The sequence below is a fragment of the Minwuia sp. IMCC3009 genome (assembly GCF_029909415.1).
Lineage (GTDB): Bacteria > Pseudomonadota > Alphaproteobacteria > Minwuiales > Minwuiaceae > Minwuia.
In genome coordinates this window covers 2,461,113-2,481,106 of sequence record NZ_CP123781.1, presented here as the reverse complement: position 1 = coordinate 2,481,106, position 19,994 = coordinate 2,461,113, and the positions used below count along the sequence as shown (strand labels likewise).

General features: G+C 65.5%; 18 protein-coding genes. 10 read left to right on the top strand and 8 right to left on the bottom strand.

Annotated elements, in window-relative coordinates:
• Positions 1-27: 27 nt before the first annotated feature.
• A complete protein-coding gene (locus QGV55_RS11650; RefSeq protein ID WP_281016639.1) occupies positions 28-1,272 on the bottom strand; it encodes an acyl-CoA dehydrogenase family protein in 1,245 nt (414 codons plus the stop codon).
• Positions 1,273-1,462: 190 nt separating this feature from the next.
• Between QGV55_RS11650 and QGV55_RS11645 the strand changes: the two genes are divergently transcribed.
• The 6 genes from QGV55_RS11645 (at position 1,463) to QGV55_RS11620 (ending at position 9,364) form a co-directional block, all read left to right on the top strand.
• Positions 1,463-2,119 (top strand): TetR/AcrR family transcriptional regulator, encoded by a 657-nt coding sequence (locus tag QGV55_RS11645; protein WP_281016640.1) that lies wholly within the window; start codon positions 1,463-1,465, stop codon positions 2,117-2,119.
• A 45-nt stretch (positions 2,120-2,164) separates the two neighbouring features.
• Entirely contained in the window at positions 2,165-3,013 is an 849-nt protein-coding gene (tauD, locus tag QGV55_RS11640) for a taurine dioxygenase (protein ID WP_281016641.1), read from the top strand.
• 9 nt (positions 3,014-3,022) lie between these two features.
• Positions 3,023-5,005, top strand: a complete 1,983-nt coding sequence (locus QGV55_RS11635; protein WP_281016642.1) for a TRAP transporter fused permease subunit — start codon at positions 3,023-3,025, stop codon at positions 5,003-5,005.
• Positions 5,006-5,044: 39 nt separating this feature from the next.
• The gene (locus QGV55_RS11630) at positions 5,045-6,073 is read left to right on the top strand and encodes a TAXI family TRAP transporter solute-binding subunit (RefSeq protein ID WP_281016643.1); all 1,029 of its coding nucleotides are present in this window, start codon (positions 5,045-5,047) and stop codon (positions 6,071-6,073) included.
• Positions 6,074-6,186: 113 nt separating this feature from the next.
• On the top strand, positions 6,187-8,292 hold the full coding sequence (locus QGV55_RS11625; protein WP_281016644.1) for an acetate--CoA ligase family protein: 2,106 nt from the start codon (positions 6,187-6,189) through the stop codon (positions 8,290-8,292).
• On the top strand, positions 8,285-9,364 hold the full coding sequence (locus QGV55_RS11620) for a nitronate monooxygenase (protein ID WP_281016645.1): 1,080 nt from the start codon (positions 8,285-8,287) through the stop codon (positions 9,362-9,364). Before QGV55_RS11625 ends, QGV55_RS11620 begins: the two co-directional genes overlap by 8 nt.
• 65 nt (positions 9,365-9,429) lie before the next feature.
• On the opposite strand, the gene uvrC is transcribed toward QGV55_RS11620, so the two are convergent.
• Complete coding sequence (gene uvrC / locus QGV55_RS11615; RefSeq protein ID WP_281016646.1) at positions 9,430-11,349, bottom strand: excinuclease ABC subunit UvrC; 1,920 nt, start codon at positions 11,347-11,349, stop codon at positions 9,430-9,432.
• A 31-nt stretch (positions 11,350-11,380) separates the two neighbouring features.
• Complete coding sequence (locus QGV55_RS11610; RefSeq protein ID WP_281016647.1) at positions 11,381-11,761, bottom strand: DUF1636 domain-containing protein; 381 nt, start codon at positions 11,759-11,761, stop codon at positions 11,381-11,383.
• 97 nt (positions 11,762-11,858) lie between these two features.
• Here QGV55_RS11610 and QGV55_RS11605 point away from each other — a divergent pair, with 97 nt between their 5' ends.
• Positions 11,859-12,767: a polysaccharide deacetylase gene (locus tag QGV55_RS11605; RefSeq protein ID WP_281016648.1), complete on the top strand. Its 909-nt coding sequence runs from the start codon at positions 11,859-11,861 to the stop codon at positions 12,765-12,767.
• Here QGV55_RS11605 and QGV55_RS11600 read toward each other — a convergent pair.
• The gene (locus QGV55_RS11600) at positions 12,744-13,334 is read right to left on the bottom strand and encodes a TetR/AcrR family transcriptional regulator (protein WP_281016649.1); all 591 of its coding nucleotides are present in this window, start codon (positions 13,332-13,334) and stop codon (positions 12,744-12,746) included. The two genes, QGV55_RS11605 and QGV55_RS11600, sit on opposite strands and share 24 nt — an antisense overlap.
• Positions 13,335-13,400: 66 nt before the next feature.
• Here QGV55_RS11600 and QGV55_RS11595 point away from each other — a divergent pair, with 66 nt between their 5' ends.
• On the top strand, positions 13,401-13,826 hold the full coding sequence (locus QGV55_RS11595) for a VOC family protein (protein ID WP_281016650.1): 426 nt from the start codon (positions 13,401-13,403) through the stop codon (positions 13,824-13,826).
• 12 nt (positions 13,827-13,838) lie between these two features.
• On the opposite strand, the gene QGV55_RS11590 is transcribed toward QGV55_RS11595, so the two are convergent.
• Both QGV55_RS11590 and QGV55_RS11585 read right to left on the bottom strand, forming a co-directional pair.
• Positions 13,839-14,714 (bottom strand): hypothetical protein, encoded by an 876-nt coding sequence (locus tag QGV55_RS11590; protein WP_281016651.1) that lies wholly within the window; start codon positions 14,712-14,714, stop codon positions 13,839-13,841.
• Entirely contained in the window at positions 14,711-15,487 is a 777-nt protein-coding gene (locus QGV55_RS11585) for a polysaccharide deacetylase family protein (protein WP_281016653.1), read from the bottom strand. Before QGV55_RS11585 ends, QGV55_RS11590 begins: the two co-directional genes overlap by 4 nt.
• A gap of 45 nt (positions 15,488-15,532) precedes the next feature.
• Here QGV55_RS11585 and QGV55_RS11580 point away from each other — a divergent pair, with 45 nt between their 5' ends.
• Positions 15,533-15,961, top strand: a complete 429-nt coding sequence (locus QGV55_RS11580; RefSeq protein WP_281016654.1) for a thioesterase family protein — start codon at positions 15,533-15,535, stop codon at positions 15,959-15,961.
• On the opposite strand, the gene QGV55_RS11575 is transcribed toward QGV55_RS11580, so the two are convergent.
• A complete protein-coding gene (locus QGV55_RS11575) occupies positions 15,956-17,944 on the bottom strand; it encodes a CocE/NonD family hydrolase (RefSeq protein WP_281016655.1) in 1,989 nt (662 codons plus the stop codon). The two genes, QGV55_RS11580 and QGV55_RS11575, sit on opposite strands and share 6 nt — an antisense overlap.
• Positions 17,941-18,915 carry a DMT family transporter gene (locus QGV55_RS11570; protein WP_281016656.1) on the bottom strand — a complete coding sequence of 325 codons (975 nt, stop codon included), beginning with the start codon at positions 18,913-18,915 and terminating at the stop codon, positions 17,941-17,943. The genes QGV55_RS11575 and QGV55_RS11570 overlap by 4 nt, the downstream gene beginning before the upstream one ends.
• A gap of 106 nt (positions 18,916-19,021) precedes the next feature.
• Here QGV55_RS11570 and QGV55_RS11565 point away from each other — a divergent pair, with 106 nt between their 5' ends.
• Positions 19,022-19,942: an LLM class F420-dependent oxidoreductase gene (locus tag QGV55_RS11565; protein ID WP_281016657.1), complete on the top strand. Its 921-nt coding sequence runs from the start codon at positions 19,022-19,024 to the stop codon at positions 19,940-19,942.
• The last annotated feature ends 52 nt before the right edge of the window (positions 19,943-19,994 follow it).

Below are 19,994 nucleotides of genomic sequence, written 5' to 3'. Positions count from 1 at the left end.
GTCCCAGCTGCCTCACGGCCTTCCGGTTCAGTAGCGGCCGGTATAGGCGCTCATCAGGTCCTGGCCTTCGCCTTCCTTTTCCTCCAGACGGAAGATCGTCTGCAGATGCACCTCGTCGGGGCCGTCATAGATACGGAACGCCCGGGCGGTGGCGAGCGCGTCGGCGAAGGGCGCATCCTCCGTGACGCCCATGGCACCGAAGATCTGGATGCCGTGGTTGCAGATGTCGTGATAGGCGCTGGCGACGGCGACCTTGATCAGGGATACGTCCTTGCGGGCCGCCTTGTTGCCCTCCCGGTCCAGCCGCCAGGCGGTGCGCTGCACCAGCAGCCGCGCCTGCTCCAGCGCCAGCCGGGATTCGGCGATGGCCGCCTGCACGGAGCTGTATTCGCGGATGGTCTTGCCGAAGGTGCTGCGACGGCCGGCACGCTCCACCATCAGCCGGATCAGCACCTCGCAGCGGCCGATGGCCCGCATGCAGTGATGCACCCTTGCCGGACCCAGCCGTGCCTGGCCGATCAGGAAACCGGCGCCTTCCTCTCCCAGCAGGTTGGCGACAGGCACTTCCACATCCTCGAACAGCAGTTCGGTGTGGGGGGTGCGGTGATCCATGTGGTTCAGCACCGAAAGGCTGCGCACGACGGTGATGCCCGGCGTGTCCTTCGGCACGATCAGCATGGAATGCTGCCGTCCGCGCGGCGCGTCCGGGTTGGTCACGCCGACGACGATCAGCAGCTTGCAGTCGGGGTTGGCTGCACCGGTCGCGAACCACTTGCGGCCATTGACGACATAGGTGTCGCCCCGCCGTTCCATCCGCGTCGCGATGTTGTTCGCGTCTGACGAGGCAACGTCCGGCTCCGTCATGGCGAAGGAGGACCTGACCTGGCCCAGCAGCAGCGGTGCCAGCCATTCCGCCTTCTGTTCCGGTGTGCCGAACATCTGCAGGATTTCCATGTTGGGCGTGTCGGGGGCGTGGCAGTTGAAGACCTCCGACGCCCAGCCGACGCGGCCAAGGATTTCCGCGATGGCGGCGAACTCCAGATTGCTCAGGCGCGTCCCCGGTTCGTCGTCCGCCAGCTGGGGCAGGGCCATGTTCCACAGACCCAGATCAAAGGCCTTCCGTTTCAGTTCGGCCAGCAGCGGGGGCGTCAGATCGTGGTCCCGCTCCGTCGCGGCCATGTAGGCACGGTTCCCCGGCAGAATGTCGTTCTGGAAGATTTCCTCGACCTGCGCGGCGATCTCCGTGGTTCTGCTGCTATGTTCGAAATGCAAGGCGTCCTCCCCGACGATTTGTGGTTCTACTTCAGAATTGATGGCAGCAGGTTAGACTGGCAGTCGATGGTCGTTTGCATTTGCGTCGGACAATCCTGCCAAAAACCAGGCTTGCACCACTAATGCATGTGTATTAGATTTTTCGCGAATGCAAGGCAAGGGCCTTGCTCCGGACATTGGGAATTTCGACGTGGATACCCGGGAACGCCTGCTTCTGACCGCTGAACGATTGATGGGCGAACGCGGCATCAACGGCGTCTCCCTGCGCGAGATCACGCGGGAGGCCGGGCAGAAGAACGCCTCCGCCCTGCACTACCATTTCGGGTCGCGTGACGGCCTGATCGAGGCCATCTTCGAGAAGCGGATGCGGTGCCTTGATGCCAACCGCATGAATCTGCTTGATCGGATGGAGCGGGAAGGTCGGCTGAACGACGTACGCTGCGTGGCGGAGGCCGTCTCCCTGCCCACGGCCGAGTTGCTGGATTCGACGGATGGCGGCGGCAACTACATCAAGTTCCTGACCGAGATGTTCCTCTCGACCGACGCCAACATCGATGACTTCGTGCGCGGCCGGCTCGACGGCGGACTGCGCCGGTCGTTCGAGATTCTCAAGACGCTGCTGCCCGAGATTCCAGAGACTGTACTGCGTCAGCGTTTCATCATCATGATGCGCGCAGGCACATTTGCCCTTGCCGATATCGACGTACACCGCAAACGTATGGAGGCGCAGGGCAAGCCCTTCGATCTGCAGCGGGCAATCGGGACCCTGATCGACATGTGGGTCGGCGGCGTTTCAGCGCCGTTGAGATCAACCGAAGCTAAGACAACCGGGCGCGAAGCCGCCTGACTGGCGGCTGGAATAACCGGGCATCCTGGGGAGGAGACCAGAGTTATGGGATACGAACGGATCAACGTGAAGCCGATCGCAGGTGCCCTGGGCGCCGAGATCGAAGGTCTGAACATGGCGGAGCCCATGGGCAACCAGGTGTTCCAGGAGGTGCATGACGCGCTGATGGAGCATCAGGTGATCTTCCTGCGGGACCAGCATGTCACGCCGGGGGAGCATGTGGCCTTCGCGCGTCAGTTCGGAACGCTGCATGTCCATCCCTACGCGCCCAACCTGGCAGATCATCCGGAAGTGCTGATCCTGAAGAGCTCGAAGGAGAACCGTTCCGCCGCGAATGCCTGGCACTCCGACGTGACGTTTCAGGAGGAGCCGCCGATGGGATCGATCCTGCTGGCGCGGCAGGTCCCCGACCATGGCGGCGACACCATGTGGGCCAACATGTACGCGGCCTATGAATCCCTCTCCGAGCGCATGAAGCGCTATCTGGACGGCATGACCGCGCTCAATACGGCAGGCCGGGCCAACTTCGAGAAGGCCTATGACAAGCAGGTCTCCGATGACCGGAAGCGGGAGATTCATGCGGACCGGAATTCGCTGGCCCCGGCGGAACACCCGGTGGTCCGGACCCATCCGGTGACGGGCCGGAAGGCGCTCTACGTCAATTCCATCTTCACCCAGAAACTGGTCGGCGTCTCCGGCAAGGAGTCCAAGGCGATCCTTGAGTTCCTGTTCGATCACCTGAAGAGGCCCGAGTTCACCTGCCGTTTCCGCTGGGAGGAAGGCTCCGTTGCTTTCTGGGACAACCGGTGCACGCAGCACTACGCCATCGCGGACTATGGTGATGCGACACGGGAAATGCACCGTGTCACGGTCAACGGCGACCGGCCGGTCTGAGGGAAGCACATGAACAATCAGAGTGAGACCGTTCCGGCGCCATCGCCGGAAGATGGTGAAGTGCCTGTCTCCGGCAACCCGTTTGTGCGCGCCCTGAAATGGATCGGCCTGACGATCGCGGTCGGGCTGGCACTCCATTCCATCTTCATTGCCTACTACGGTCAGTACGTTAACCCGGAGATGATACGTGCCGGTGCGCTGTTTCTCTGCGCTGTGGTGGTCGTGTTCACCTCCCCGCTGGCGAACGAGAAGTTCTTCAGCGGCTCGGTTCTCGGCACCCTTGCCTGGGTCATCGATTTCGCGCTGGCGGCCAATCTGGGGTTCGCCTGCCTCAACTTCCTGAACAAGATCGACGACATCGAGAACCTTGTCGTCAATTTCAGTACGCTGGACCAGTGGTCCGCGCTGATGGCCATCGTTGCCCTGCTGGAATTCACCCGCCGCACGTTCGGGCTGATTCTCGCCGCTGTCGGTGCGCTGAGCCTGCTCTACTGCCTGTTCGGTCAGGACCTGCCCTGGTTCTTCCGGCATTCGGGCTTCAGCCTGGAACTGACCATGGAGATCATCTGGTACGGCCTGCAGGGCGTCTTCGGATTCCCGACCGGAATCGTCGTGCTGCTGGTCTTCATCTTCATCGTCTTCGGCGCGTTGCTGGAAGGCACCGGTGCAGGCACCGTCATGATCCGCATGGCGCTTGCGGCGACCAGCCGGACTCGTGGAGGGCCGGCCCATTCGGCGATCATTGCATCATCGATCTTCGGCATGTCGTCGGGCAGTGTGACCGCGAATGTGGTGGGCACGGGCGCGGTGACGATTCCGCTGATCAAGAAGCGTGGCTTCAAGCCCGAGTTCGCGGGCGCGGTGGAGGCTGCGGCCTCGACGGGCGGTCAGCTCATGCCGCCGGTCATGGGCGCCGCCGCCTTCCTGATGACGCAGCTTGCGGGTGAGTCCTATCAGACGATCTGTATCGCGGCGCTGGTTCCCGCGTTGCTCTACTATGCCAGCCTGTTCGTCGCGACGGGGCAGGAGGCACGGCGCATCGGCCTGAAACCCTATCCCAAGGGCGAACGGCCGAAGATGGAGCGTGGCGATGGCCTGAAGTCGCTCATGTTCTTCCTGCCGCTGGTTGCCATCATCGTGACGCTCGGCATGGGGCGCTCCCCCAGCATGGCCGGCTTCTGGGCGGTCATCGTGACGATCATTTCCGCCTTTGCCCTCAATCCGGCCCTGCGCAAGGACCCGAAGCAGCTCATCGTCGCACTGGCCAAGGGCGGTGTCGCGGGCTCCCGCATCATGATGGCGGTCGGTTCGATCGGCGTCATGATCGGCGTTTTCGAGCTCACCGGTCTCGGCCTGAAGTTCGCGACGCAGGTCGCCCTGCTGGGCGAGCAGACGCTGTTCATCGCCCTGCTGCTGGCCGCCGCTTCATGCCTCGTGCTCGGCATGGGCATGCCGACACTTCCGGCGTACCTGATTGTCGTACTGGTGCTCGGCCTGGCGATGAAGAAGCTCGGACTGCCGGACCTGTCGGTGCATCTGTTCGTGTTCTACTTCGGTGTGCTGTCGGCGATCACGCCACCAGTGGCCTTGGCGGCGGTGGCCGCCGCGCCCATTGCGGGGGGAGAACCGATACGGACCGGCATCACCGCGCTGCGGCTGTCGCTGGTCGGGTTCATCATCCCCTTCGTCTTCGTCTACGAGCCCAGCCTGCTGCTGGTGTATGATGATTTCAGTCTCGCTGACTTCATCTGGATCCTGTTCAGGCTTTGCCTCGGAGTCTGGCTGCTGACCACGGCGATGAGCGGGTTCGAGATGAACCGGCTGCCCGCCTGGTCGCGACTGTTGCGCCTGGTCGCGGGTTTCGCGATGCTGGTCGTGATCTGGGAGTTGCAGGTGGCTGCGGTCGCGGTGGGTATCGCGCTGATCGTGATCGAGGCACTGAGGAGTAAACGCCAATCGGCTGAGGCAGAATCCGCCTCCGCCAATACCTGAGAAACATCCTAACCAACACAACAGGGAGGAGACTAGATGATGAACCGCAGAACAGTCATGAAGGGGGCCGCCGCATTCGCGCTGGCTGCCGGGCTTGCCACGGGGGCAGTTGCCGCAGACAAGAAGTTCCTGACGATGGACGGCTTCCCTGCCGGCTCGACACCGGGCCAGTTCGGGATCGCCTTCACCCAGATGATCCAGAAGAAGCTGCCCATCGAGATCCAGGTCTCGGTCGGCAAGCCGGCCACCAAGTCGGCCATCGACGCGGCGCAGGGCAAGGTCGACCTGTTCCTGACCTCGCCGACCATCAACCAGTTCATGCAGACCCAGACTGCGATGTTCAAGAAGGTCGATGCGGCGCCGGAGCTGAACAAGAACCTGCGTGGGTTCATCAACTACCCGCTCGGCCCGTACCACATCGTCGTCTATGAGGATTCCGGCATCAAGTCGATCGCCGACTTCAAGGGCAAGAAGGTCTTCCTGGGCCCGCCCGCCGGTGCCGCGACGACCGTTGCGACGCAGCTGGTCACGGGTGCCACCAATCTGGTTCCGGGGGAAGACTTCGATGTCGTGAAGTTCGACTGGAAGTCGGCGGAGACCGCGTTCCTGGATCGCCAGATGGATGTCTATATCGCCCCGACCACTGTGCCGAGCCCGTCCATCCAGCAGTTCGCCCTGGTTTCTCCGATCCGCATCCTGGGTCTGGATGAAGCGGCCTTCAATTCCGAACCGGTGAAGAAGGCCCTGTCCTATCCGGGCCGCACGATCGTCGATATCCCGAACGGCATCTATGACAATCAGGTCAACGAGGCGCCTGTGCGTACCGTCGGCTCGTGGGTCGGTCTGGGATCCAACAAGAATCTGGATGCGGACGTTGTCTACGACATGATGAAGACATTCTGGGAGAACATCGACGAGATCCACCAGACCGCGGATTGGATGAAGGTCATCAACCGGGATACCGCCCTGCTGGAGATGAACATCCCGCTGCATGTCGGTGCCTATCGCTACTACAAGGAACAGGGTTGGGACATTCCCGACCATCTGGTCCCGCCTGAGGCGAAGTAAGCGCCTCAGACGTCATGAGACCGGAAGGGGCGTGGCCGGTTCGCCGCGCCCCTTCTGTTTCGACCAACCACGAACCGAATGGATGCCGTTCGCGACCCTGGGGAGGGGAACCCATGCTTGATGCCAATCTGAAACGCATGTTCGAGGCGCGGTCGATCGCGATCATCGGCGCATCGGGTGACGCGACCCGCATCGGCGGTCGGCCGGTCGCCATGCTCAAGTCCCAGGGCTATGCGGGCGAGATCTATCCGATCAACCCGAAGCGCGACGAGATTCAGGGGCTGAAGGCCTATCCCTCCGTTCTGGATGTGCCCGGTCAGGTTGACCTCGCCATCTGCGCCGTGCCCGGCAACCTTGTCGAAGGCGTCATCCGTCAGTGCGCGGAAAAGGATGTCGCCGGAACCGTGATCTTCGCCGGTGGCTTCGCCGAAGTGAGTGAGGCGGGGGCTGCGGACCAGAAGCGCCTGACCGCCATCGCCCATGAGACCGGCATGCGCCTGAATGGTCCCAACTGCATGGGGTTCGCCAACTTCGCCAACAACATGCCGGCCAGTTTCCACCCCGCATTCGCCCGCAACATGCCGACCGGCCGTATCGGACTGGTCAGTCAGTCGGGTGCGTTCGGTGGTCTTTCGGCGATGATGGCCTGTGACCGTGGCGTCGGCTTCCGCCACGTGCTGACGACGGGCAACGAGAGTGACATCGGCGTCGCCGACTGCCTGGACTATCTGGTGTCCGATCCGGGCACCGAGGTGATCCTGCTCTATATCGAGGGGGTGCGGGACGGCCCGGCACTGCTCGACGCCCTGGCGCGCGCGCGGGAGGCGGGCAAGCCCGTCGTCGCCGTCAAGCTCGGCCGGACGGAAGCCGGAGCCAGAGCCGCCGCGTCACACACGTCCGCGCTGGCCGGTGCGGACCAGATCTATGACGCCGTCTTCAGCCAGTTCGGTGTGCATCGCGTGAACGCGATCGAGGAATTCTTCGACCTGGGTGCGGCGCTGGCTGTCGGCGGACGCCCGGAGGGTGACGAGGTGGCGTTGGTGACCGTGTCCGGTGGCGTCGGGGTCCTGATGGCCGACGATGCGGCGACACGCGGGCTGGAGGTCACCCCCCTGCCGGACGCGACGCAGGCCAAGTTCAAGGAACTGGTGCCCTATGCCGGTGTCAACAATCCGCTGGACGTGACGGGGCAGATCATCAACCAGCCCGACCTGTTCGAGAAGGCAATGCGTCTGGTGCTGGAGGAAGGCAGCTACGACACCGTCATCGGCTTCCAGGGCGCGCTGCTGAACCAGCCCGACCTGGTCCAGCCGAACCTGGACATGTGGAAGACGCTGCGGGATGCCTATCCGTCGAAGCGCTTCGCCGTCGCCAGCCTGATGGGCGACGACGCCCAGCACCGGTTCGAGGCGGAGGGCATTCCCGCCTTCCGCGAGCCCACCCACGCCACCCGCGCCATGGCGGCGGGCGCGCATTTCACCCGGGCGTTCAACCGCTCCTTTACCTGGGCACCGGAGGTCGCCCCGGCGGCGGACCCGGGAACGGGGCCGTTCACTGAGGCCGCGGCGCTCGACCTGCTGGGGGCTGCCGGGGTGCCGACAATGCCGACCCGCACCGCCGCAACGCCGGAGGAAGCCGCGCGCGTGGCCACTGAACTGGGTTTCCCGGTGGTCATGAAGATCCTGTCGCCTGACATCATCCACAAGACCGACGTCGGCGGCGTGCGGCTGAACTTGGCCAGTGCCGAGGCGGTGCAGGCCGCGGCCGAGGACATGCTGGCCAGCGTCGCCGCACGGGTTCCGGAGGCGCGGATCGATGGCGTTCTGCTGGCGCCGATGATCAGTGGCGGTGTCGAGACGATCCTCGGGGTGCATGTTGACCCGATCTTCGGCCCGGCGGTGATGTTCGGGCTGGGCGGAATCTTCGTCGAGGTGCTGAAGGACGTGACCTTCCGCATCGCGCCCTTCGACACGGACGAGGCCCTGCGCATGATCGACGAGATCAGGGGACGGCCGATGCTGGACGGTGTGCGCGGTGCGCCGGCGGCGGACATTCCTGCCCTGGCGGAGGCACTGTCGGCACTGTCGCGCTTTGCCGCTGCACATCGGGAGCGGCTGGTGTCCGTCGACCTCAACCCGTTCGTGGTGCTGCCGGCGGGGCAGGGGGCCATGGCGCTGGATGCCGTGGTCGAGATGAAGGGGAGCAATGGCAATGACTGACGAGAGCCCGATCCAGACCGAACTGGGCCGCCGCATGGGGCTGAAGCACCCGATCTTCGGCTTTGCCCATTCCATCGATGTGGTCTGCGCCCTGGCGAAGGCCGGGTGCATGGGCATCTGGGGTGCCACGCGCGAAACGCCGGAGGAGATCGAGGCCGGGCTGAAGCTGATCCGTGAACGCATCGGGGATCTGCCCTTCGGCATCGACCTGGTGCTGCCGCGCGGCATGCCGAAGACCGCCAACAAGGCGGCGATCGAGGCCGAACTGCCGGAGGAGCACAAGGAGTTCGTGCAGTCGATCTATGACAAGTACAGCGTGCCAAAGGCGACGAAGCCCGGCATGCGCTCCCGCTTCCTGCGCTCCGACGAGGTGGCGGAGGCGCAGATCGCCGCTGTGCTGGCCTCCGACGTGAACGTCTTCGCCTGCGGCATCGGTGCCCCGGCCGAGGCCGTGGCCCACGCCAAGGCCGACGGCAAGGTGACCATGGCGCTGGTGGGCAGCCCGCGCCATGCGGAAGCCGCGATCCGCAACGGAGCGGAGGTCATTGTCGCCCAGGGCTATGACGCCGGTGCCCATACCGGCCAGATCGGCACCTTCTCGCTGGTTCCCCAGGTGGTGGATGCCTGTGGCGACATTCCCGTGCTGGCCGCCGGTGGCGTGGCCACGGGCCGCCACATCGCCGCCTCCTTCGCGCTGGGTGCGGAGGGGGTCTGGCTCGGCACCTCCTGGCTGACCACGCTTGAACATGCGCTGCACGAGAAGATCGTGGCAAAGCTGCTGGCTGCTGGCAGCGAGGACACGGTGATCAGCCGCGCCGACTCCGGCAAGACCCTGCGCCAGATCCGCACCGCCTGGTCGGAGGAATGGGCCTCCCCCAACGCCCCGGCGGCGCTGAAGATGCCCTATCAGGACATCCTGGTCGGCGACCTGCTGGGTGCCATCGACGAACATGAGGTGGAAGCCCTGATGCACCACCCTGCCGGACAGTCCATCGCCTATTCCAACGAACGCAAGTCGGTGGCGCAGGTGGTCGACGAACTGGTGGCGGAGGCGACGCGGGCGGTGCGGTAGCCTAAGGTCTCGAAGCTGCACCGGGTTGCATCGGCCGAGCACCGGATGATCATTGTATTGTGGACTTATCCACCGGCGTTGAAGAAGTCGTAGATCTGCTGCGCCATCTGGTGGCTGATGCCATCGACCTTTTCCAGGTCGGCGAGACCGGCGCGGGCGATCTGCCTGGCGGAGCCGAACTTCAGCAGCAGGGCCTTCTTGCGGCGCGGGCCGATGCCGGGGATCTCGTCCAGCGGGGACTGGCCGATCTGTTTCGAGCGGCGGTTGCGGTGGGTGCCGATGGCGAAGCGGTGGGCCTCGTCACGCAGCCGTTGCAGGTAGTAGAGCACGGGATCGCGCTCCGGCAGGTCGAAGGGCGGCTTGCCGGGCAGGAAGAACCGTTCCCGTCCCGCATTGCGGTCCGGCCCCTTGGCGATGGAGACCAGGCCGACGCCCTCCACTCCCAGCTCCGCGAAGACTTCCTCCGCGACGCCGAGCTGGCCCAGCCCGCCGTCGATGATGACCAGATCGGGCCATTCGCCGGCCCCTGTCGCCGCGGCCTGATCGTCCTTCTTCAGGCGCTGGAAGCGGCGGGTCAGCACCTCCCGCATCATGCCGAAGTCGTCGCCCGGCGTGATCTCCGTCGACTTGATGTTGAAGGTGCGGTAGGCGGCCTTCCGCATCCCCTCCGGCCCCGCGACGATCATGCCGCCGACGGCGTTGGTGCCCTGGATGTGGCTGTTGTCATAGACCTCGATCCGCTGCGGCGGCTCCGGCAGGCCGAACAGGTCGGCCACGCCCTGCAGCAGTTTCGTCTGCGCCGCGCCTTCGGCCTGGCGGCGGCCCAGCGCCTCCTCCGCATTGCGCACCGCCTGTTCCACCAGCTCCCGCTTGCCGCCGCGCTGCGGGCGCAGCAGATGCACCTTGTGTCCGGCGTGGATGGCCAGCGCCTCCGCGATCAGTTCGTCTGACGGGACATCGTGGCTCAGCAGGATCTGTTTCGGGGCCGGACGGCTGTCGTAGAACTGGCCGATGAAGGCGGCCAGGATCTCGCCTACCGAGTCGTCCTTCGTGTGGCTCGGGTAATAGGCGCGGTTGCCGAAGTTCTGCCCGGCGCGGAAGAAGAACACCTGCACGCAGGTCTGCCCCCCGGCGGAGTGCGCCGCGATCACGTCGGCCTCCTCCAGCCCGTCGATGTTCACGCCCTGCTTGCTCTGGATCTGCGACAGCGCCCAGATGCGGTTGCGGTACATGGCGGCATCCTCGAACGCCAGTTCGTCCGCCGCCTGCTGCATCTTGCCCCCCAGTTCGTCGCGCAGGTTCTGGCTGCGGCCGGACAGGAAGTCGCGGGCCTCGCGCACCATCTCGCCATAGGCTTCGCGGCTGATCTCGCCGACGCAGGGGGCGAGGCAGCGCTTGATCTGGTACTGCAGGCAGGGACGTTGGCGGCTCTCGAAGTCGCTGTCGGTGCAACTGCGCAGCGGAAAGGCCCGCTGCAGCGCGGTCAGCGTGTGGTTGACGGCGGTGGCGGAGGCGAAGGGACCGAAGTATTCCCTGTCCTTCTCCCGCTTGCCCCGATGCTTCACCAGCATGGGATAGTCGTGATCGAGGTTCACCTCGATATAGGGAAACGACTTGTCGTCACGCAGGATGATGTTGAAGCGGGGTTTCAGCCGCTTGATCAGGTTGGCTTCCAGCAGCAGCGCCTCGACCTCCGTATGGGTCGAGATGATCTCCAGATCGCGGGTCATCTGCACCATGCGCAGGATCCGCATCGACAGGCCGCGGGCGCGGGTATAGCTGGTGACGCGGTTCTTCAGGTTGCGCGCCTTGCCGACATAGAGCACGTCGCCGCTCTCGCTCAGCATCCGGTAGACACCGGGGCTGTTGGGCAAGGTCTTGAGCTTCGCCGTCAGGATGGCAAAGCCGTCAGGCTCCGCGACCTCCGGCTCCGGACCATCAGTCTCAGGGGCTTCCGTTTCCGGTTCTGTAGGCTGCTCGCTCATGTCCCGAATGTAGTGCGCCGGGCCGCGTGTGTCAGGAGTCGTCCGCAGGCAGCGGCGGCACGCGGGAGACGAAGTGACCCTTCACCCCCTGCGGCCACTGGCGATAGGGCACCTGGCCGGTTTCGGAGGCGTCGTACAGCGCGGCGAATGCGACCAGGGCCTCGGCGGCCTCTGCCTCCGGCGCGAAGGATCCCATGACGTAGGTGATCTTGCCCGGTGCCGACAGGCCGACATTGCAGTGATGGTCGCAGCCCATCAGGCAGGCGTGGCGACGGCTGGTCACTGCCGTGCTGTCGGCCACGGCCTTCTCCACCAGCCCGCAGAGGATCTCTCCCCCCGTCAGACCCTCCGGCCCGCGCTTGGTGTCGGGGGCGAAGTTGCAGGTCTCGCAGACGGTCAGCGTGGCGGTCATGATCAGATTCCGGGATCGGGTGTTTCAGGAATGCAGCCTTGTGCGGCAGAATGGGGGGAGGATCAAGCACGGTGGCTGTTCCGTTGGGGGAGGATTGATGATGCATACGTTCAGGGGACCCTGGCCGGAAGGTAAGTCCGGTGCCATGGCGCTGACCTTCGACTGCGACGTGACCTATGCCTATGCGCCTGCCCGCCCCGGCCCCGATGGCCCGCGCACCGGAGCCGCCCTGTTCGAGAAGCAGCCGAAGCGGCTGCAGGGCTACAGCCGGGGTCTCTATGGCGTCAATGTCGGCCTGCCGCGCATCCTCGACATGCTGAAACGGCGCGGCGTCAGTGGTTCCTTCTACATCCCCGGCGCGAATGTGGAGCGCTGGCCGGATGCCTTCCGCCGCATCGTCGATGAGGGGCATGAGGTCGGCGCGCATGGGCACGAGCACGAGAACCTGTCGCTCTACAAGGATGACCCGGACGGCGAACGCCGCATCCTGGAGACCTGCATCGCCGCCTTCGAGACCCATCTGGGGCAGCGGCCGACCGGCTATCGCTCCCCCGCCTGGGACATGAACCTGCATTCGGGACGCATCCTGATGGAGCAGGGGATCAGCTATGATTCCAGCCTGTTCGCGGAGGAAGCCCCCTACCTGCTCTCCGCCGCCTACCCGGACCAGCCGGACCTGCTGGAGTTCCCCATCGACTGGTCGCTGGACGACGCCACCTATTACATGTGGTTCATGCCGCCGCACCTGATGGCGCAGTTCCACGACCCGGACGAGGTCTTCCGCATCTGGCAGGCGGAACTGGACGGCATCATCGGGGAGGGGGGAGTGTTCACGCTGACCTGCCACCCCTCCGTCATCGGTCGCCACCACCGGATGAACATCCTGGAACGCCTGCTGGACCATGTGACCGCACGCGGCGACATCTGGCTGGCCCCGCTGAAGGACATCGCTGCCTGGGTGCAGCCGCGGATGGCGGAGCAGTCAGCGGCGGAGGCTGCCGAGTAGGGGCGCGATTGCCGCGAGATAGTCGTCCCGCGACGCTCCGCCGACGATCTCAAGTGCGGCCCGGTCGAACATTGCTGACAGCAGGCTGGCCAGCGCTTCCACCGGGGCATCAATGACGTCCCCCGCCGCCTGTCCGGCGCGCAGGCCCTCCACCAGTGTTGCCGCGCTGGTCTGGCGGTCGATCTCTTCCATCTCCGCACGCCCCAGGACCGCAGGCCCGTCGAGCAGCAGCAGTCGCACCCGGCCGGGGTCGGACATGGCGTCGAACCAGGCGTTTGCGCCCTGCATCAGCGCCTCCTGCGTCGATGCGGCATCCGCGGATGCGGCGTTGATCTCCGTCGCTACCTGGCGCGATTCCCTGACGATCACGCCGCGCAGCAGGTCTGCCTTGTCGGTGAAATGATGGTAGAGCGCGCCGCGCGTCACCGCCGCCGCGCGGACGATTTCCGGCGTACCCGTTTCGGCATAGCCCTTGTCCACGAACAGCATTCTGGCGGCATCGAGAAGTGCCGTTCGGGTGGCATCGCTCCGCTGTTGGTTGGTCCGGCGTGTGATTTTCTCTTGCATACATGCAGCCTGTATGTTTATTTCATTCACATACACATTGTATGTTTTGGCAGGGAGGTTCAAGCCATGAAGTCGACGCAGTTCTATCCGGTGATCCTGACGCAGGACGTTGATGCAACGGCGCGGTTCTATACAGAGCATCTGCGGTTCCGCCGCGCCTACTACAGCGACTGGTACGTGCACCTGCAGTCAACCGAGGACAGCCAGGTGAATATCGGAGTCGTGTTGGGAGACCATGAGACCGTTCCCGCGTCGGGGCGGGGCAGTGTCAGTGGCCTGATCCTCAACTTCGAGGTCGCGGATGTGGATGCGGAGTTCGCCCGGGCCGAGGCGCAGGGGCTTCCCATACTGCTGTCGCTGCGGGACGAAGCCTTCGGACAGCGTCATTTCATCACGCAGGACCCGAACGGGGTCCTGATCGACATCATCAGGCCCATCCCGCCGAGCGCGGAGTTTGCCGGACAGTACGCGGAGGACGTGCTGCCAACCTGACGCGGCTGCGTCTCACCCCAGCTTCAGGTTGATCAGCACGGTCTCCGTGTACAGGTGGTCCACCTGCCAGTCGGGCAGGGGCGGGTCGGCGCGGCGGACCATGCGGCGATAGGGCAGGGGGGTGCAGGTGCCGTCGGTCCTGTTGCCGTCCAGGAAGCGTTCGTCGATCAGCAGGCGGGCGCGAGGGTCGTTGCCCATGATCCGGTCGGCGGCGCGGTCGATCATCCGCGCCAGTGCCATCGGGTCACCGGTATAGATCAGGTCGTGGCAGAAGCCCTTGTCGCCCCGGTCCTGCTGCAGGAAGAAGCAGAGCACCTGCCCCTCGTCGTCGCGCAGCAGCACCGGATGGGCGGTCAGGTCGCGATGGTCGTCGAGGTAGCGCTGTTCCTCCGCGCCGACCAGCGGCCGGATCTGATCGTGGTCGGTAATGACCTTCACCCGGTCGTCGCGCGGGGACATGCCCGGCTCCCAGACGTAGCGGTTCAGGTCGAGATCGCGGAAGCCGCAGCTTTCCAGGATGCCGTGCACGCGCGTGCTGGGGTCGAAGACGGTGTAGGTGATGTCGGGCCTCTCCTCGTAGGTGCGCATCATCCGCACCCCCAGATCCTCCCCGCGCCAGTCGCGCAGCACGTAGATGGAGGTGAAGCTGCCGAATATCCGTTCCACCCCGTTGATCCGACGCATGGAATAGACGTTGCCGTGAAAGCCGACGATCTTTCCGTCCGCCTCCGACACCATGCCGATGTGCGGCTTCTCCCCGGCCCAGTCGTAGTTCATCAGCCGGGCGAAGACCTCCGCCGGGACCTTGCGGTTCATGTTCCGGTGCAGCAGGTCCGCGACCTGCGGAATGTCGGCGTCGGTGCCGGGGCGGATGATGGCCGCGCTCATGCCGCGGCACTTTCCGGCATCAGCCCGGCCCGGTCGAGCCAGCGGGCCGCAGGATGGTCCGCGACCAGGCGCAGGACTGCCTGCAGCGCCTCCCAGCAGGCCTCGTCCTGGGCCCAGACATGGGTCAGCAGCCCGGTGGGTTCGTCAGCATCCACCTCTCCGGCACGGCGGGCCGCCAGATGCTCGACCAGCCGTGCGGCGGTCTTCTCCGGCCCGATGAAGGTCCGGCCCCGCTTCCAGGCGATCAGGTCACAGTGGCCGTTGATCATGTCCAGGCCCGGGGCGACGGTGCGGCTGGCGCGCGGTGCGAAGACGCTGACCACATCAAAACCCAGCTCCGGCAGATGCGGGAACAGTTCCGGCGCGATGCGGTTCCAGGGCGGGGCCAGCATGGGACAGACCCGGTCGCCGTACATCGCCGACATGCGCGCCGCACCCTGGCGCAGTTCACCGAGAACCGCCTCCAGCGGGCGATGCAGGCCAAGCTCCCACTTTCCCTTCACGTCGGCGGGAGAGTGGTCGGCGTGGGCAAAGCCATGCTGCAACGGAATGGCTGTCGCGCAGGCCAGCAGGGGATCGGCCAGCGCATCGACGGCCCTGTCGGGGACCGTGGCGATGAAGACGGGCGCACCCGTCGCCTCGGAAAGTGCCAGCATCCGCAGGATCGGGGCATCCGGAGCCTCCGCGTCATCGTCGCGCCACCAGAGCGTGGCGGTCCGTCCGGCCTCACCCCAGAGGTCCAGCTCATGGCGCAGGGGATCGAGTTCATTCATGTGAAGACCTGTTCCAGACGGCTTTGATGCGGCATAAGGCGTTGCATGAACGAGAAAAGCCATGAACTGACCGATCCCGCAAGCTTCGACTTCTGGGCCAACGACGTTGTCCGCTTCGGCGATATGGATGCGACAGGGCATGTCAACAATGTGTCCTTCGCCCGATATGTCGAAACCGGCCGGGTGCCCTTCATGCGCGCCGGGTTCCTGCCGGCCTATGACGACCGTCAGCGTTTCGTCGTCGGCAACCTGTCGATCCGCTACCGCGCGCAGGCCTTCTGGCCCGCCGATGTCCGGATCGGGACCCGCGTTTCGAAGCTGGGAAACACCTCCATCACGCTGGGGCACGGGGTCTTCATCGACGATTCCTGCATCGCCACGGCGGAGACCGTGATGGTCTACATCGTCCATGGCAAGGCCAGCCCCCTGCCGGATCAGGTCCGAGCCACACTGACGGAGAGGTTCGATCTATAGCAGGTCGCGCGGGATCGCCTCCCGGAAGTCCTGCTCGAAGACCTTGCGGCCACCCTCATAGGCCTCGATGCGGCCGCGGAGGTGGAAGGTGGTGGCGTCGGACCACATGTCGGCGAAGGTCTCGGTGCGGATCGACCAGCCGTCGCGGGCGAGGGTCTGGGTCCAGTGGGTCTGGCCCACGGCGGACAGCGGGTCGTCGGGCCGTATGGTCCAGCGTTCGCGGGCGACCGCGCCGGTGATCAGACCATGTTCCAGATCCCTGCTGGCACCGAAATCATCCTCGATCACCAGTGCCACGGTCTCCCCCTGCAGGTCATGCTCGACCCGGCGGACGTGCCGGGGCGGGCGCAGGTCCTCGGATGCCCAGGGTGCCGCCGCTTCCGGTTCCGGGAAGGTGACTTCGTCGCCGCCCGTGACGGGGCGTACGGGCAGCTCCATATGGCCGGAGACCAGATCGAGTGACGCCTGCTCCGGCACTGGCCAGATCAGCGGCCAGTAGCTGGAGGATACGGCGACCCGCAGCCGGTGGCCCGCCGGCAGGTTCCATGCGATGTCGTCCAGTTGCAGCCGGATCCCGAACGGCTGCCCCGGTGTCAGGGCTTCCGGTTCGGCGTGACCGTTGCGATGACAGAGGTTGAGCACACCATAGGTGATCCGTGTCGATGCCCCGTCCGGGGCAACGTCGCACAGACGCACCGCGATCTGGGCCACCGGGCGGTCGGCGGTGAGGGTCAGATGCAGGACGGGGGCACCGACAATATCGATGGCCTCGGTTGCTTCCGCACCGTCGAAACAGACGGAAAGCGCATCATCGCTGCGCTGGTCGCCAGGCAGTTCCGGGCCGAGCCAGATGGCGCAATATTCGCCGCCGCCCATGCCGCAATCCAGCGGCGAGGCCACGCGGCGGTTCAAGGCTTGCGTCGGCGCATCCGGTGCGAGCGTGCCAGCCGGGTGGAGATGCAGTGTCCGGCGGGTGATCGCGGGGGAGGGCCATTCGGCCTCCGTGATCCAGCGGCCTGGGCGCTCCGTGTACCAGCGTTTCGGTGGTGCGCTGTCCATGATGTAGCCGCGCCAGGCGGGCAGGTTCTCGGCCCCGTTCGGCGCATCCTTCAGCCAGCGGTCCCACCAGTGCAGCGCCTCCTGCAGGAACCCGATGCGCGGCTCCGGCACCGCGAAGTGGGGATACTTGTGGACCCAGGGGCCGGTGATGCCCTTCGCGGGTGCCTTCAGTCCCGCCAGCAGGCGCGGCACGGCGTTCTTGTAGGCATCGCCCCAGCCGCCCACCGCCAGTGTGGCGGCGCGGATGGCGGAGAAATCCTCGCAGACCGAACCGTGCTGCCAGTAGCTGTCCCGGTGCTGATGCCGCAGCCAGACGGCAGGCAGGAAGGGTTCGTGCTCCAGCCGCTCCAGCCACATCTGCCGCCATCGCGGGCCGACGATCTCCGGGTCCGGCGGGCGGGAGGAATAGGACAGCATCGTCGCGCCCCAGCCCAGGTTCTCGTTCAGCAGGCAGCCGCCCTTGTAGTGGATGTCATCGGCATAGCGGTCATCGGTGGAGCAGAGCGTGATGATCGCCTTCAGCGATTCCGGAGCCAGCGCCGCCACCTGCAGCGCATTGAAGCCACCCCATGAGATACCCATCATCCCCACCGTGCCGCTGCACCAGTCCTGCGCCGCGATCCAGTCGATCACCTCCACCGCGTCCGCCAGTTCCTGCGCCGTGTACTCGTCCGCCATCAGGCCGTCGGAGTCGCCGTTGCCGCGCATGTCGACCCGCAGGCAGGCATAGCCCCGCGCCGCGAACCACGGGTGGGTCAGGGCATCGCGGGCGACCGTCCCGTCCCGCTTCCGATAGGGCAGATACTCCAGGATGGCAGGGACGGGGGCACCGGCGGCGTTCTCCGGCATCCAGACGCGGACGGACAGACGACAACCGTCGCTCAGCACGATCGCCATGTCCGGGATTTCGGTGATCGCAGTCATGGTGAAGCTCCCGGACGGGCGGGCACGCGGGCCGCGATCCAGCGCCGCCGCACCGTCTCCCGCCAGGTGATGTAGAGGCCGCTGGCGATGATCAGCAGGATGCCCGCGACGGTCCAGGCGTCGGGGTATTCGTCGAAGAAGGTGATGCCCCACAGCACCGCGAGGGGCAGCGCCACATACTCGAACGGAGCCACCAGCCCGGCATGGGCCAGCCGATAGGCCTGCGACAGGCAGTAGCCCGTGATGGCAACGGTCACGCCGCAGGCGCCCAGCAGGATGGCATCATCCATCGGCGGCCAGACCCAGGCCCGCAGCAGGAAATCGATGCTCGGGTCACCGCTACGGCCATAGCGCCCATCGCCGAAGGCAAGGCCGAAGATGATGCTGAAGACCAGGAAGACGATCTGGATGTAGAAGGCCATGCAGGATGCCTTGTCGGCGACGCCGATCTTGCGCGTCAGCACGCTCATCATGGCGTAGCTGAAGGCAGACAGCACCGGCAGCAGCGCGATCAGGCCGAAGATGCCGCTGCCTGGCCGGACCACCACCAGTACGCCGATGAAACCGATGACGATGCCGAGGACCCGGTGCAGTCCGACGCTTTCCTTCAGGACCACGACGGAGAGGATGGTGACGAACAGCGGCGCGACGAAGTAGAGCGCCGTCGCCTCGGCCAGGGTCATGCTGGCCAGGGCGGTGAAGTAGAGCATGTTGGCGCAGATCACCAGGCCGCCACGGGCCAGATGGATGCGCCAGTGCGGCGTTCGCAGGATGCGCCAGCCCCCCTCCATCTGCACCAGCATCAGGGTTAAGCACAGACCGATCAGGCTGCGGGTGAAGACGATCTGATGCAGCGGATAGCCATCGCTGAGGCCCTTGATCAGGACGTCCTGGACGGAGATCGACGCCATGCCCAGCATGACGAAGAATATCCCCGCCCCCGGCCTGTCCGACTCCGCGATGACCGCCATTGCCCCTGTCCCTCCTCCGACCGTGCCACGGGATACGTGCCGCGCCGGTCTGTCAAGAAATGCGATGCGGGTGTAGCATCACGGAAAACGCAGGGGAGGAAGTGTCATGAAGTTCGGAATGTCGATCATCGTGCGTGGTGACGAGGCCACGCCGCAGACCTTTGACCGGATGGCAGAGAAGGCGGAGGCGATCGAGCTTGATTGCCTCTGGTCGAGCGATCATCTGCTGATGCTGCCCATGGTGCATTCGAAGTACCCGGGCACGGCGGACGGGGAACTGCCGGAACCGTGGAAGCGCACCTACTACCAGCCTTTCAGCGTGCTGAACTATCTGGCCGGACGGACAAAGAAGGTTCGGCTTGGCACCTCCGTTCTGGTGCTGCCGATGCGCAACCCGATGGAGGCGGCGGCCCAGGTCGCGGAACTGGACCAGGTCAGCGGCGGGCGCGCCAACTTCGGCGTCGGCGTCGGCTGGTACCAGGAGGAATATGATGCGCTGGGCTATCCCTTCCGCAAGCGCGGGCGGCGCTGCAACGAGGGGCTGGAGATCGCGACGCGACTGTGGAGCGGGGAGCCGACGGACTTCGACGGGGAGTTCTACCAGTTCAAGGGCGCACGACTGGGCCCGCGCCCGGTACAGCGCCCGCATCCGCCGATCTATGTCGGCGGGCATACGCCGGCGGCGCTGAAGCGGACGGCGCGCTTCGCCGATGTCTGGCATCCCTTCAAGGTGCTGCCGGAAGACGTGGTGAACCTGCGCCCGGAACTGGAACGGCTGCTGGCGGAGCAGGGCCGCGATCCGAAGGACTTCCCCATCGCGCCGAAGGTATCCCTGATCTTCCAGGACGGGCCGACCGCCGATGGCCAGCCCCCGACCCAGGGCCGCCCGCAGGACATCATCGACGCCATCCGCCGCTTTCAGGACGCGGGCGCGACGGAGATGTGCTTCGACATTGCCCCGGAGACCGCCGACAACGCCGTCGAAACCATGGACCGGTTCGCCAACGAGGTGCGCGCGAAGCTGTAGGGGACTCCCTCCTCCACGTCGCACCCGGGCTTGACCCGGGTGTCCATGCGCC